Source organism: Marinomonas profundi (assembly GCF_020694005.1).
GTDB lineage: Bacteria > Pseudomonadota > Gammaproteobacteria > Pseudomonadales > Marinomonadaceae > Marinomonas > Marinomonas profundi.
Map to the genome: position 1 here is coordinate 2,638,167 of NZ_CP073013.1, position 13,064 is coordinate 2,651,230.

Consider the following 13,064-nt stretch of genomic DNA (forward strand, 5'->3'; position numbering starts at 1 on the left):
AATGGATACAGCTTTTCTTTCTTCTTATCCTGCGCTGGATAGCGATCAAGGCTTGTTGGCTAAATTGCAAGTCTTGAAATTGGTGGTTTTTGACGTAGATGGTGTTTTGACCGATGGTCGCTTGCTCTATACCGAACAAGGCGAAACCATAAAACGCTTTAACGTTAAAGACGGTGTGGCGATGAAGCTGTTACCCAAATGGGGGGTTCAGGTCGCGGTGATTACCGCGAAAGACTCTGCTCCATTAAGGCAGCGGATGAAAGAACTAAAAGTCGAGCACTTTTATCCCGGCTGTCATAACAAGGCTGCCGCCTTTGACGAATTAATTGAACGCTTGGGTATTACTCCAGACGAAGCGGCGTATGTGGGCGATGATGTGATAGATCTTCAAGTCATGCCCAAGGTTGGCGTTGCCTTGTGCCCAGCGGATGCGCATGTTTTATTGCAGCGCCATTGTCCTATTATACTCAGTAAAACGGCAGGTGAAGGGGTGGCAAGAGAAGTGGCGGACATGGTGTTGGCGTCTCGCATGTCGTTGGAGCAAGCCTATGAATTGGCGCAAAAACCGGAGTTCGAAAAATAATGACTGATTCTGCCAAGATGAGCGAATTACCTGACTTCCACATTGTTATCCCCGCTCGATACGCCTCTCAGCGTTTTCCGCAAAAATTAATGGCCGATTTAGGCGGTAAGCCCGTTTTGCAATGGGTTTACGAGTTAGCGCTAAAAGCGGGTGCGCAATCGGTCACGGTGGCCACTGACCATGAGATTATCGAAAAAGCCGCATTGGCCTTTGGTGCGCCCGTGGTGATGACGCGGGATGACCATGAAAATGGCACCGAGCGTCTGGCGGAAGTTGCCGCGAAAATGGGCTGGAAAGGCGATGAAATTGTGGTTAACGTGCAAGGTGATGAGCCCTTTTTACCTGTTAAGCTGATTCACTCCAGTGTGATTGCATTAAGCCAAGATGAAGAAGCAGAAATGGCGACGGTTGCTTGTGTGATTGATCAGGTCGAAGACTTTTTTAACCCTAATGTGGTGAAGGTGGTGTGCGATGAGAAGCAGCGCGCGCTGTATTTTAGCCGTGCGCCTATGCCATGGGACAGAGACGGCTTTGCTAATAATGTCAATCGTACGGGCTTGCTTCCAGCCGATTTTCCGGCACTGCGTCACATTGGCTTGTATGTCTACCGCGCTAGTTTATTGGCGCGATACGCTGATTTACCTATGTCGCCGTTAGAGCGCTGGGAAAAGCTTGAACAACTACGTTTCTTGCATCAAGGTATTAAAGTGCAAGTGGCCTTGGCTGATGGTTTACCGACTCATGGAGTGGACACATTAGACGATTTGGAAAAGCTTCGTTATCAGCTGTCTTTGGCGTAATTTTTCTCTCTATATCAGACGAGTAATGGACTGTTTACTTGATTAAAAAGCCGCAATCATAAAAATGGTGCGGTTTTTTTTGTTTGTATTGCTTGCATAAAATACATTCTAATTTCATTTTAGATATATCTTTTATGCGTTTATCATGGGTTTTTTGTCTTAATCCAGCATTTTTTCATATGTTTTTAACCTTTCATATTATTGATAACGATTTTCATGTATGAAAAGTGTCCTGTTTTTGCATGAAATGTGTAAAAAATGGGTTTACACTTATTCTTACTGCAACAAATACGTTTTATCATTTTGTCTTCACTTTGATTTATGAAGGATTGAATCATGAAAAAGCTTGTCATTGTCTCCACTAGTTTGTTAAGTAGCGCTGTAATGGCTGCGATGCCGGTCAATCATCCTGTTGGTTCTAGTTTTACCCTGAGTAATGCGCCAAATATTAGAGCGTTATCAACGGTGCATGGTAACCCCGCGTCGCCTTTTTTGATGGTGAATCAAGAAGATGACGACAACTTCCGTTTTGGTATTCTAGGCCCGCTTGGTGTGGGGGTCGAAATGGGTGATGTGAGTGACTTGGGGGATCGCGCGGAGGAAATAGAAGACATTTTAGACGCGGATTATTCGTCTTCGACTCCCACAGAACTGCAAGCTGAGGCAGATAAGGCCAATGAGATTTTAAAGGGTATTGGTGATACCGCGTATATTAAAACCTCATTAAGCATGCAAGTGCCCTTTATGCCATTGATTTACAAAACGAAAAACAAGGGCGCCTTCATGATAGATGCCAGCCTTTCAGGGGTGGTGCGTGCCAATGTTATTGCAGATGATATTACCGCTAATACCGCCACAGATGAGCTGGAAACAGATACGTCTTTTTATGCTCAAACCGCAACAGATTTAAAAATTGGTTTTGGTTACAGTCAGGCCATGTGGGAAAATTCTCATGGTATGTTGATTGGTGGGGTAAAGGCCAACCTGCATGACATTTCTTTGGGTCGCGCTTTGGTCTCCTTAAATGATGACAGTGATAACGCCGATGACGCAGCTTCCGATGCTATCTCTGATGATGCGGTCAGCAGTACGGGGATTGGTCTTGATTTGGGTGCGGTGTGGGTATCGAACTATTATCAAGTAGGCGTGACCTTTGCCAATATCAACGAGCCGGAATTTGATGGCGCACCGATTAATAGCACGTGTGGCACCGAAAGCTGTGATGCGGCAGCAAATTTGATCTCTGCTGGTAAGCTTGATGCGTCTGGCAGTAAATACGTGATGGAAATGCAAACCACAATCGATGCAGCCGTTTCTACTAAAGGTAAGCAAGTGACTTTGGGTCTGTCTTACGACACTAATGCCGTAAAAGACGCGGTAGGTGATGAATACCAATGGGCAGCAGCGTCTGTGTCTTACTATGGCGACTCACACTTCCTTCCGGGTCTTCGAGTTGGTTACCGTCAAAATATGGCGGGTACTGAGTTAAGTTATGGCACTTTTGGTTTGACGATTTTAAAGCGCCTGAATATCGATTTGGCAGTGGCTTTAGAAACAGTTGAAGACGAAGAGGGAGATGAGTTACCTCGCAGTGCTTATTTCTCAATCAGTTATGATACTGCTTTCTAAAGTGTAAAGAATTTCTAAAGAAGGCCGATAACCTTATAAGGTTTTCGGCTTTTTTTATGGGCGGGTTTTACGCTTTTTGGCCAGATTAAAGTGGCAGTGATTGATATGAGCAACATATGAAAAAATATTTGGCGGTTTTTGCTCTTGGGCTATCTTCTAGTGCAATGGCATCAATGAATATTTACCAGCCGATTGGCTCTAGTACGGTATTGGGAAATTATGGTAATCGCCATGCGCTGTCGACGGCGTCAGGTAACCCTGCGTCTTCTTATTTGATGGCAAATCTGCAAGGCTTTCGGGTGAACTTTTTGGGCCCGTTAGGCATCGCCGTTGAAGGTGGTGGTATTAATGGTTTGAACGATAGAGTGGATGACCTTGAAGCTATCTTTGATGAAGACTTTACTTCAGGTGTTGATTTGGATGCCATTGAGACTGGTGCCCAAGATGCTTATCAAGCAGAGTTTGATTCGAGCGGAGACACAGTGGCGGCAGAAGCCGCAGCGAACCAATATGTTGTCGATGCTGTTGCGGACGTACTGGCTGATATTGACAGCACTCTTGTTTCGGCGGACGAGGTGATTACAGACATTAGCAATACTACCTATTTGAAATTTGCCACCACGGTGCAAGCACCTTTTTTGCCTATTATTTATAAAACTCGACGTCGTGGGGTTTTTACACTTGATGCCAGCGCTTCTCTTGTTGGGCGTGCGAGTATATTGGCCGATAATTTAACATTGACGGGGTTGGAGGATTTAGAAGGTTTAGACGATGCAAATGATATCGACAGTGTTGACATTAGTGACGTTAACCTTGAAACCGATACCGCCGTTTATTTAAAAAGAGCATCAGACTTGCGCTTTAGTGTCGGCTACAGCGAAATGGTGTCACGATCTGAGTATAGTGCGCTTATTCTGGGCGGAAGGTTGAATTTTCATAAGCTGGCGTTAGATCAAAAGCTCACCGTTCTGACAGAAGATGAAGATTCTAGTGTGTCTTATGGCGACTTTTTTTTAAGCCGAGACGAAATTTCATCGGGAGTATCATTAGATCTAGGGCTTATTTTGGCGGCGCGGAATTACCAGTTAGGCGCTTCTATCGCCAACGTGAACGAACCAACCTTTGATTATAAAGTACTCGGCAATTGTGCTGGATTATCTGGTGCGGACTTAACCAGCTGTCATGCGGCGATTCGCTTTGCCAACAAAGGCGCGTTGTCGTTAAGGGAAACCTATAGAATGGAAGCCCAAATGACAGTGGACGCAGCGATTAAAAGTAAAGACCAGCATTTCTCTTTGGCCGGGTCTTATGATGTGAATGCCATAGCGGATCCGTTAGGGGATGAATATCAGTGGGCTGTCGTGTCTCTGTCGTATTTTAGTGATAACTGGATATTGCCTGGTATGCGAGTAGGCTATCGAAGAAACCTAGTGGGTAATGAGTTAAATTACTTAACAGCAGGGCTAACGTTTTATCGACGTTTAGATTTCGATGTGGCCTACGCAGCAGAGAATGACAATGGCAATAGTGGTGCATTTTTCTCAGTTGGCTATAGCTTTGCTTTTTAAATCAACCAGCCTTGGTTAAACCAGAATAAGCTGAGTTGGCGTGATCACCGCTTGTAACGGCACGTCCCAGCCTTCTACTGGAAGGCTTTTTACTTCTTGGCAATCGTGCGCCATACCAATCAAGCGCGGTGATTTATCCGCTCTTTTGTCGGCAAAGGTTCTGTCGTAAAAGCCACCACCCATGCCAAGGCGTCCACCTTTAGAATCAAATCCAACCAAAGGCAACAAGACGATATCCAGCTCATCGCCAGATAAATAATCTGCTGTTAATGGTTCTTTAATGCCAAAAATGTTTTCTTGCCAGACGGTCTCTGCGGTGTAGCGGGCAAAGGTGAGTTGTTTGTCTTGTACAACGGGGAGATACGTTTCAATGTCGTTTTGCCAAAAATACTCACATAAGAGATGAGGCGATATTTCACCGTCATTGCTTAGGTACAAAGCAATACGTTGGGTGTTCTCGATGGCATGACTGAGTTGTTGTTTGAAGCAAGATAACAGCTCGGTCGCCGCAATAAGCTGTTCGTCGGCGGATAAGTTTCTTCTGCTTTGACGTAATTGGCGACGCAGGGTTTGTCTAGGGTCGAGATGAGAGGTCATAAAAGAGTTTCCCAAGTTGCCGTTTCGGCTATTGGCCTTGAACCCAGTGGTTCAAGGTGGAAAGAACTGTGATTCTTTAGGCTTTCCGACGCACGGACATGCACACCAAACCAGCAGGCTCTTTCCGGGGTATTACTCATAGGCTCAAGGGCGTTAAGCCGCTTCGAACAACCCAGGAAACGAATGCCAGTATAAAGTAACTCAACAGAGAAATCACTCAATAGCCCCATTCGTTTTCTGCCGTGAATGAAGAAAATTCGTGTTCTACGCTTGCAATCAAAAAAGTAGATCAAAGAATCAACCATGGCTGATTAGTCATTAACCAATTTTGTTTCATGGGTTAATGCCGCATCAAGCTGTGAGGTCAGTTCTCGCAACTGTTGCTCGTTAGCACGGGCGTATTTTCGATTATTCAGCATATCGTGAGTAATATTCAACGCCGCAAGCACGGCTATTTTTTCTACGCCGACAATTTTTCCGCTGGCTTTGATTTCGTGCATTTGATTGTTTAAATACTCAGCGGCTTCTTTTAAATCGGCTTCATGCCCTTTAGGGCAATTTATCTTATAATTTTGTCCCAGTATGGCGACTGAGACGGTTGGCTTATCCATATTGACTCCATTTGATAGCAAGGCCCACAAAAAATGGTCTGTTTTTCCATCATTGGGTAGCGAATGGCATTTTATGCTGCGAGTAAATTCGTTACAATTCCGGATTACTTTAATTCACACTGTTTATAGCAAATTGACGCCAATATGGAAATAAACCCGATACTTTCTAAGATAAAAGACCTTTCTGCTCGTGCTTTAACCCTTCGGGGGTATCTTTGACTATGAGTCAAAGAAAGAACGCTTAGAGGAAGTTAACCGTGAACTGGAAGACCCCGCTATTTGGAACGATCCAGAATACGCCCAAAAACTCGGCAAAGAGCGTGCTGCGCTTGAAGCTGTTGTTGAAACCCTAGACAGCATGGAATCGGGTTTAAGCGATTCTAAAGAGCTGTTGGACATTGCCGTAGAAGAAAACGACGCAGAATCCGTAGAAGCGGTTGAACTTGAGCTAGAAGCCCTAGAAGCCTTATTAGCCAAGTTAGAGTTTCGTCGCATGTTTTCCAAAGAAATGGATGAAAACAGCGCTTTCTTGGACATTCAGTCTGGTTCCGGCGGCACCGAAGCTCAGGATTGGGCCAACATTCTATTGCGCATGTATTTACGCTGGGGTGAAGACAAAGGCTTTAATGTCGAGCTGATGGAAGTCTCTGCGGGCGATGTGGCGGGGATCAAATCCGCGACCATTCGTTTTGAAGGCGAATACGCTTTTGGTTGGTTGCGTACTGAAACGGGTGTCCATCGTCTGGTGCGTAAGTCGCCATTTGATTCTGGCAATCGTCGTCATACTTCGTTTGCTTCCGTGTTTGTGTCGCCAGAAGTGGATGATAACGTGGACATTGAGATCAATCCTGCGGACATTCGTACTGACACTTACCGCTCCTCTGGTGCCGGTGGTCAGCACGTTAACACCACCGACTCGGCGGTGCGTATTACCCACGTTCCTACGGGCATCGTGGTGCAGTGTCAGAATCAGCGCTCACAACACGCTAACCGTGATTTTGCGATGAAACAACTGCGTGCCAAATTGTACGAATTTGAAATGATGAAACGTAACGAAGCGGCGCAAGCCCTAGAAGACAGCAAATCTGATATCGGTTGGGGCAGTCAGATTCGCTCTTACGTATTGGATGCATCGCGTATCAAGGATTTACGTACGGGTGTAGAAACGTCCAATACGGGTGCTGTGCTGGATGGCAATTTAGATCAGTTTATCGTGGCGAGTTTGAAGCAAGGCTTGTAACACCGCAGCCTGTCACGAAGCAGAATGCACGTTTTTAACTATTTTTGAACAATGACCACTTTTTAACATTTAAGAGCAATAGCAAATCATGGCTAACGAAAACAGCACAGAATCCACAGTACAATCCGACGACAACCGCTTAGTCGCAGAACGCCGCGGTAAATTAGCCGCGATTCGCGCTGAACGTAATGCTTACCCAAATACGTTTCGTCCAAACGCTTATGCCGCAGACCTTCAAGCAGAATTCGGCGAACTAGAAAAAGCCGAGTTAGAAGAGAAAGACCATAAAGTCAGCATTGCGGGTCGTATTATTCGTAACCGTGGTGCCTTCATGTTGCTACAAGACATGACGGGGCAAATCCAAGCGTACGTTAACCGTAAAGCCTTGAGCCCAGAATTATTGGCCGATCAAAAAACGTGGGATTTGGGCGACATCATCGGCATTTCAGGCCCTGTGCATAAATCGGGCAAAGGCGACTTGTACATCGACATGCAAGAAGCACAATTGCTAACCAAATCACTACGTCCGCTGCCAGACAAGCATCACGGTTTGTCTGACATGGAAATGCGTTATCGCCAGCGTTATGTGGATTTGATCGTCAACGAAGAGTCTCGTGAGACCTTCCAAATGCGTTCAAAAATCATCTCTACGATTCGTCGCTTCCTAGAAGATCGCCGTTTCATGGAAGTGGAAACACCGATGTTACAGACTATTCCTGGTGGTGCCTCTGCACGCCCGTTCGTGACGCATCATAATGCCATGGACATGAGCATGTACTTGCGTATCGCGCCAGAGCTTTACTTGAAGCGTTTGGTGGTCGGTGGCTTTGAACGCGTGTTCGAGATCAATCGTAACTTCCGTAACGAAGGTACTTCGACGCGTCACAATCCAGAATTCACCATGATCGAATTCTACCAAGCGTACGCCGATTACAAGGATCTAATGGACCTGACGGAAGAGATGTTGCGTACCGTGGCAGAAAAAGTGCTGGGTACAACTAAGGTCACTTACCAAGGTTCTGACTACGATTTTGGCGCGCCGTTTGTTCGCATGAGCATGCTGGATTCGATTTTGCACTACAATCCAGAATTGACCACAGCCGATCTAGAAACCCTAGAAAGCGCAACCGCGGTAGCGAAAAAACTAAAAATCGATGTGAAGCCTATTTGGGGCTTGGGCAAACTTTGGACGGAAATCTTCGAAGAAACGGCTGAGCACAAATTAGATCAACCGACTTTTATTACCGAATACCCAGCGGAAGTATCGCCACTGGCGCGTCGCAGCGACAACAACGACTTCATTACCGACCGTTTTGAATTCTTCGTGGGTGGTCGTGAAATCGCTAATGGTTTCTCGGAGCTTAACGATCCAGAAGACCAAGCTGAGCGTTTCATGCGCCAAGTTGCCGAAAAAGACGCGGGTGACGATGAAGCCATGCATTACGATGCCGACTACATCAACGCCTTAGAATACGGCCTACCACCCACCGCGGGTGAAGGTATCGGTATCGACCGTTTGGTGATGTTGTTCACTGATGCGCCGTCGATCCGCGACGTACTCTTGTTTCCACATATGCGCCCACAAGATTAATCTTAGGCCGCATAGAAAAACGTAATACAAAAATAAGGCCTCAATCGAGGCCTTATTTGATTTGAAGTCTTTTGCACCTTCTACTTTTGCTAAAAAATAATGGAGCACTCCATGAGTCGTTTTTGGACAGATAAAATTGCTTCTCTTGACCCTTATGTGCCAGGCGAACAACCGCAAGACAAAAAATACATCAAGCTAAACACCAACGAAAGTCCTTATTCGCCATCGCCTAAAGCGCTAGAAGCGATGGCAGCAGAAGTCAGTGAACGTTTGCGTCTTTATCCAGATCCAAATGGCGTCACATTGAAAAACGCCTTGGCAAAAAGCTACCAGTTAAACGCAAACCAAGTGTTTGTCGGTAATGGCTCGGACGAAGTCTTGGCGTTGGCTTTCATGGGGTACTTTGCAGGCGGTAAGCCTTTGGCTTTCGCTGACATCACCTATAGCTTTTATAAAGTCTACGCAGGCTTATACAGCATCGAACCCAAACTGATTCCGCTCAATGAGCATTTTGATATTGTCCCTGCGGATTATGAAAACCTAGACGTGTCGGGTGTGGTGATCACCAACCCTAACGCGCCAACAGGTAAGGCTTTGCCGTTGGCCGATATTGAGACGATTCTAAACGCAAATCCTGATGTCGTGGTGCTGGTGGATGAAGCGTATGTGGACTTCGGCGCACAAAGTGCGGCGTCTCTGATTAATCAATACCCAAACTTATTGGTTGTACAAACCTTGTCTAAATCCCGTGCGTTGGCAGGGATTCGTGTGGGCTACGCATTGGGGCATCCAGATCTAATCGAAGGGCTAGAGCGCTTGAAGAACTCCTTCAACTCTTATCCAATCGACCGCATCGCCTTAGCCGGTGCCACTGCCGCCGTAGAAGACGAAGTCTATTTAAAAGCGATTTGCGACAAAACCATCGCCACCCGTGAACAGTCTGTCAAAGATCTTGAAGCACTTGGCTTTAACATCGTCCCATCAGCGACTAACTTTGTCTTCGCCACCCACCCAGATAAAGACGCCGAGCAAATTTACCTTGCCCTAAAAGAACAAGGTATCCTCGTTCGTTACTTTGGTAAAAAGCCGCGCATCGGCAACTACCTACGCATCACCATAGGCACAGACGAAGAAATGGCCGCGCTTACCGCGGCATTGAAAACCTTGTAAGCGTCGTGCCAGCAGAACCTTCCTCTTTGCCAAAGGGGAAGGTTTCGCCTTCTCGCATCAAGATTTTAGGGCAAATGCCCCTCATCGACAGAGCCAAATGACGTATTTCATCTATACTGGCAGGAAATCTGTTGATAAGAATAGTGACTTAAGAAGGTAAACAATATGAGCATAGAAACAGCAAATTTCGAGTTAGAGAGTGAGTCTAGGAGTGGCTGCGAGGCGATTGAGGCTATTATTGAGCCACAACAGAAAGATCTCGGTGAGTTCATGGTGCGACGGACTCTACCAACGAGCGCACGCAAAATGGTCGGCCCATGGATTTTCTTTGATCATATGGGGCCCGCTAGCTTCCCCGCCGGTTCTGGCGTCAATGTTCGTCCGCATCCTCACATCAATTTGGCCACGGTGACCTATTTGTTTGAAGGGGAAATTTTACACCGAGATTCTCTGGGTAGCCTTGCCACTATTACGCCTGGCGATATCAATTTGATGGTGGCAGGTAAAGGCATTACTCACTCAGAGCGAGAACGTCCAGAAGTAAAAAATGTTCCGCACAAGCTACACGGCTTACAATTGTGGTTGGCCTTGCCTGAAAAAGACGAAGAAATTGAACCGGCCTTTTATCATTACCCTGCGGCGAGCATTCCCACCGCGACGGTTGAGGGCGTGACGCTTAGCGTCCTAATGGGCACCGCTTATGGGGTGACCTCACCAGTCAAAACCTATGCTGAAACCTTGTATGTCGAAGCGCACATGCAAGCCGGGCAGCGCGTAACCTTACCTAACGCTGAAGAGCGTGCCATCTATGTGGCGAAAGGCGGCCTGAAAATAAAAGACACCGTGATACCCGAATTTGCCATGGTGATTCTATCAACGGCAGATGGCGTGGTTATTGAAGCCACCGCTGATTCGAGAATTGCCCTCATCGGTGGTGAAAAAATGACCAAACGCTTTATCGAATGGAACTTCATCTCCAGTCGTAAAGACCGCATCGAACAAGCCAAACGAGACTGGCTGGCAGGAAACTTTCCAAAAGTCGTGGATGATGAAGACGAATTTATCCCCTTGCCTTAAGTGAAACGGCCTAGCATTTTTAATATGTGAGGGGTTTTAAATGTATATTGAAGTACTAAGAGAAGGGCTACGAATGTAGCCCTTACGTTTTTTGCTACTTAGTGTTCAGACAGCGTGAAAGCAGAAGTGTAATACTTGATGTTTTCAGATGTGATCAAATAACAATCAAATAATTGTTTTTCTGAATCAACGCCTGTGCTGCCAGTTTTAATGAAGCTATCAGCCTGGCGAATGGCTTCGGCCGCAAAAACGGCGACAGGTTGTAGTACAGTGTATTCCATTTCGCCGTTTAAGATAGCTTCGGCCGCATCTGGAGAGCCGTCAAACCCACCGACTTTTATTTGATCAAGCTTACCTGCTTCTTTAAGCGCAGCTATGGCGCCTAGAGCCATATCATCATTACCGCTAATAACGCCTTTGATGTTTGGGTTTGCTTGTAGAATCGATTGCATTTTAGTGTAGCCTTGCGTGCGGTCCCAGTTAGCGACTTCGCTTGCGACTTTTATAAGGTCTGGGTATTGAGACAAAACCGTTTCGAAGCCATTAGAGCGCGTCTGAGCGTTGTTATCACTTGGTGCACCGAACAGCTCAACATAGTCGCCTGAATCTCCGACGCTTTCTATCCATTGCATGGCCCCTAATGCTGCGCCTTGTGCGTTATTTGAGACCAATTGTGCTTTTGCGAGGCCACTTTGGTTGATTTCAGCATTAATAATGATGACGGGGATACCCGCCGCAACCGCTTTGCGTACAGCACCAATAGAGCCATCAGCGTTAGCAGGGTCTAATATAATGGCTTTTGCTCTGTTAGTGATGGCTGTATCAATTAGCTTACTTTCTGTATTTGTGTCGCCTTTGTGAGCAGAAACATTAGCCTCGTAGCCCATGTCTTCAGCCGTTTTTTTAGCAACCTGACCTTCGGTAAACCAGTAGGGGTTAGAAGGGTTGTTAACTATAATAGACATTAAACCATCTGCCCAGGCACTGCTTGCCATTAGGGTTAAGCTAGCGGTAGAGGCAATCAATAAACGCTTTGTCATGTTAAACATGTGAAATACTCCAATTTATTATTTTAAGAGTGTGCCGAAGCTCGGCGAGTTGTTTGTGCCCGTTGACTGTTATTTTCTAAAGTAAACAGGCACAACATTTTTTAGCGGTTTTTTGCTTTTGAGCTGTATTGCAAGCTGTTAAGTAATACCGCTAAGACGATAACAGTGCCGGTGAACACGGTTTGCCAATATTCAGAGACGCCAATAATAACCAGCCCATCAGATAGATAACCAATAACCAGTGCGCCAAGGATTGTACCTCGCACAGTACCTCTACCCCCTGTCAGCGCAGCACCGCCAATAACGACTGCCGCAATAGCGGTTAGCTCGTAGGTATTGCCAGCGGTTGGGCCTGCAGAAGTTAATTGAGAAGAAAGAACAAGGCCTGCCAATGCTGCGCAGATGCCTGATACCATGTACACCACTATTTTTACGCGTATGACTGGAACACCAGATAGATTTGCAGCGCTTTCGTTACCACCTGAGGCATACAGCCAGCGACCAAAAGCAGTGCGGCTGAGTATTAGCCCACATATCAAGGCTACAATGACTAATATAATGACGCTAACAGGGATGCCTGCTACACGGTTAAACCCCAGCCATTCAAAGCCGGTATTACCAAGCTCTGTTTTTCCATCCAGTTTGTTGTATGTCAGACCATTAGTGATAAGAAGGGCAATGCCTCGAGCGACATACATGGTGCCAAGTGTTGCTACGAATGCAGGTACTTTGAAATGGGCTACTAATATGCCGTTAACACAGCCTACCACTGCGCCTAACGCACAAGTGAGCACGATTACAACCCAAAGTGATGGGTAGAAGGTAACGCCGAGTAGCTCTATATTAACGCCTTGAATTAAGTAACCTGCAAATACGCCACATAACCCAAGTGTTGATCCTACTGATAAATCAATTCCGCCATTCAAAATAACCAGAAGCATCCCAAGTGCTAACAAGCCAAAAATAGCGACGTGAGAAGACATGATGAGAAAATTATTGAGCGTAAAGTAATAAGGCGACATGAAAGAGAAAAAAATGATGATCGCTATCAAGGCAAAAAAAGCTCTACCCTCTAATAATAAGCGGCCAATATCTAACTTCTTTGGTTGAGCAGACGTTTGAGTGGTCGTAGACATGTGAAACTCCAAA

Annotated in this window: 12 protein-coding genes and 1 other RNA gene; 8 read left to right on the forward strand and 5 right to left on the reverse strand. The window is 46.0% G+C overall.

Annotated elements, in window-relative coordinates:
• Position 1: 1 nt before the first annotated feature.
• From J8N69_RS12325 to traF (J8N69_RS12340), 4 genes are all read left to right on the forward strand, one after another.
• Entirely contained in the window at positions 2–583 is a 582-nt protein-coding gene (locus tag J8N69_RS12325; protein ID WP_168825937.1) for a KdsC family phosphatase, read from the forward strand.
• The gene (gene kdsB / locus J8N69_RS12330) at positions 583–1,383 is read left to right on the forward strand and encodes a 3-deoxy-manno-octulosonate cytidylyltransferase (RefSeq protein ID WP_211085087.1); all 801 of its coding nucleotides are present in this window, start codon (positions 583–585) and stop codon (positions 1,381–1,383) included. Before J8N69_RS12325 ends, kdsB begins: the two co-directional genes overlap by 1 nt.
• Before the next feature lie 336 nt (positions 1,384–1,719).
• Positions 1,720–3,012 (forward strand): conjugal transfer protein TraF, encoded by a 1,293-nt coding sequence (gene traF, locus J8N69_RS12335; protein WP_168825938.1) that lies wholly within the window; start codon positions 1,720–1,722, stop codon positions 3,010–3,012.
• 116 nt (positions 3,013–3,128) lie between these two features.
• A complete protein-coding gene (gene traF, locus J8N69_RS12340; RefSeq protein ID WP_168825939.1) occupies positions 3,129–4,580 on the forward strand; it encodes a conjugal transfer protein TraF in 1,452 nt (483 codons plus the stop codon).
• A gap of 15 nt (positions 4,581–4,595) precedes the next feature.
• Here the strand turns inward: traF (J8N69_RS12340) and J8N69_RS12345 are convergent, their stop codons facing one another.
• From J8N69_RS12345 to J8N69_RS12355, 3 genes are all read right to left on the reverse strand, one after another.
• Positions 4,596–5,177, reverse strand: coding sequence for a 5-formyltetrahydrofolate cyclo-ligase (locus J8N69_RS12345; RefSeq protein WP_168825940.1), 582 nt, complete (start codon positions 5,175–5,177; stop codon positions 4,596–4,598).
• Between the two features lie 4 nt (positions 5,178–5,181).
• Positions 5,182–5,359, reverse strand: a non-coding RNA gene (gene ssrS, locus J8N69_RS12350) — 6S RNA.
• A 129-nt stretch (positions 5,360–5,488) separates the two neighbouring features.
• Positions 5,489–5,788 (reverse strand): cell division protein ZapA, encoded by a 300-nt coding sequence (locus tag J8N69_RS12355; RefSeq protein ID WP_168825941.1) that lies wholly within the window; start codon positions 5,786–5,788, stop codon positions 5,489–5,491.
• A gap of 144 nt (positions 5,789–5,932) precedes the next feature.
• Here J8N69_RS12355 and prfB point away from each other — a divergent pair.
• The 4 genes from prfB to J8N69_RS12375 all read left to right on the forward strand — a co-directional run bounded on the left by prfB (position 5,933) and on the right by J8N69_RS12375 (position 10,866).
• Positions 5,933–7,028 (forward strand): peptide chain release factor 2 gene (gene prfB, locus J8N69_RS12360; RefSeq protein ID WP_168825942.1). Its coding sequence is split into 2 segments (ribosomal slippage): positions 5,933–6,004 and positions 6,006–7,028, totalling 1,095 coding nucleotides; the frame shifts between segments, so codons are not numbered across the junction.
• A gap of 88 nt (positions 7,029–7,116) precedes the next feature.
• On the forward strand, positions 7,117–8,619 hold the full coding sequence (gene lysS / locus J8N69_RS12365) for a lysine--tRNA ligase (protein WP_168825944.1): 1,503 nt from the start codon (positions 7,117–7,119) through the stop codon (positions 8,617–8,619).
• Between the two features lie 111 nt (positions 8,620–8,730).
• Positions 8,731–9,789 carry a histidinol-phosphate transaminase gene (hisC, locus tag J8N69_RS12370; protein WP_168825946.1) on the forward strand — a complete coding sequence of 353 codons (1,059 nt, stop codon included), beginning with the start codon at positions 8,731–8,733 and terminating at the stop codon, positions 9,787–9,789.
• Positions 9,790–9,954: 165 nt separating this feature from the next.
• Positions 9,955–10,866 carry a pirin family protein gene (locus tag J8N69_RS12375; RefSeq protein WP_168825947.1) on the forward strand — a complete coding sequence of 304 codons (912 nt, stop codon included), beginning with the start codon at positions 9,955–9,957 and terminating at the stop codon, positions 10,864–10,866.
• Between the two features lie 98 nt (positions 10,867–10,964).
• On the opposite strand, the gene J8N69_RS12380 is transcribed toward J8N69_RS12375, so the two are convergent.
• Positions 10,965–11,915, reverse strand: a complete 951-nt coding sequence (locus J8N69_RS12380) for a D-ribose ABC transporter substrate-binding protein (protein WP_168825949.1) — start codon at positions 11,913–11,915, stop codon at positions 10,965–10,967.
• A gap of 101 nt (positions 11,916–12,016) precedes the next feature.
• Positions 12,017–13,051, reverse strand: coding sequence for an ABC transporter permease (locus tag J8N69_RS12385; protein WP_168825951.1), 1,035 nt, complete (start codon positions 13,049–13,051; stop codon positions 12,017–12,019).
• Positions 13,052–13,064 lie beyond the last annotated feature (13 nt).

Bases quoted from the DNA above. Each gene is read 5' to 3' on its own strand.
- J8N69_RS12325 (WP_168825937.1), top strand. From the start codon at position 2: ATGGATACAGCTTTTCTTTCTTCTTATCCTGCGCTGGATAGCGATCAA.
- kdsB (WP_211085087.1), top strand. From the start codon at position 583: ATGACTGATTCTGCCAAGATGAGCGAATTACCTGACTTCCACATTGTT.
- traF (WP_168825938.1), top strand. From the start codon at position 1,720: ATGAAAAAGCTTGTCATTGTCTCCACTAGTTTGTTAAGTAGCGCTGTA.
- traF (WP_168825939.1), top strand. From the start codon at position 3,129: ATGAAAAAATATTTGGCGGTTTTTGCTCTTGGGCTATCTTCTAGTGCA.
- J8N69_RS12345 (WP_168825940.1), bottom strand. From the start codon at position 5,177: ATGACCTCTCATCTCGACCCTAGACAAACCCTGCGTCGCCAATTACGT.
- J8N69_RS12355 (WP_168825941.1), bottom strand. From the start codon at position 5,788: ATGGATAAGCCAACCGTCTCAGTCGCCATACTGGGACAAAATTATAAG.
- lysS (WP_168825944.1), top strand. From the start codon at position 7,117: ATGGCTAACGAAAACAGCACAGAATCCACAGTACAATCCGACGACAAC.
- hisC (WP_168825946.1), top strand. From the start codon at position 8,731: ATGAGTCGTTTTTGGACAGATAAAATTGCTTCTCTTGACCCTTATGTG.
- J8N69_RS12375 (WP_168825947.1), top strand. From the start codon at position 9,955: ATGAGCATAGAAACAGCAAATTTCGAGTTAGAGAGTGAGTCTAGGAGT.
- J8N69_RS12380 (WP_168825949.1), bottom strand. From the start codon at position 11,915: ATGTTTAACATGACAAAGCGTTTATTGATTGCCTCTACCGCTAGCTTA.
- J8N69_RS12385 (WP_168825951.1), bottom strand. From the start codon at position 13,051: ATGTCTACGACCACTCAAACGTCTGCTCAACCAAAGAAGTTAGATATT.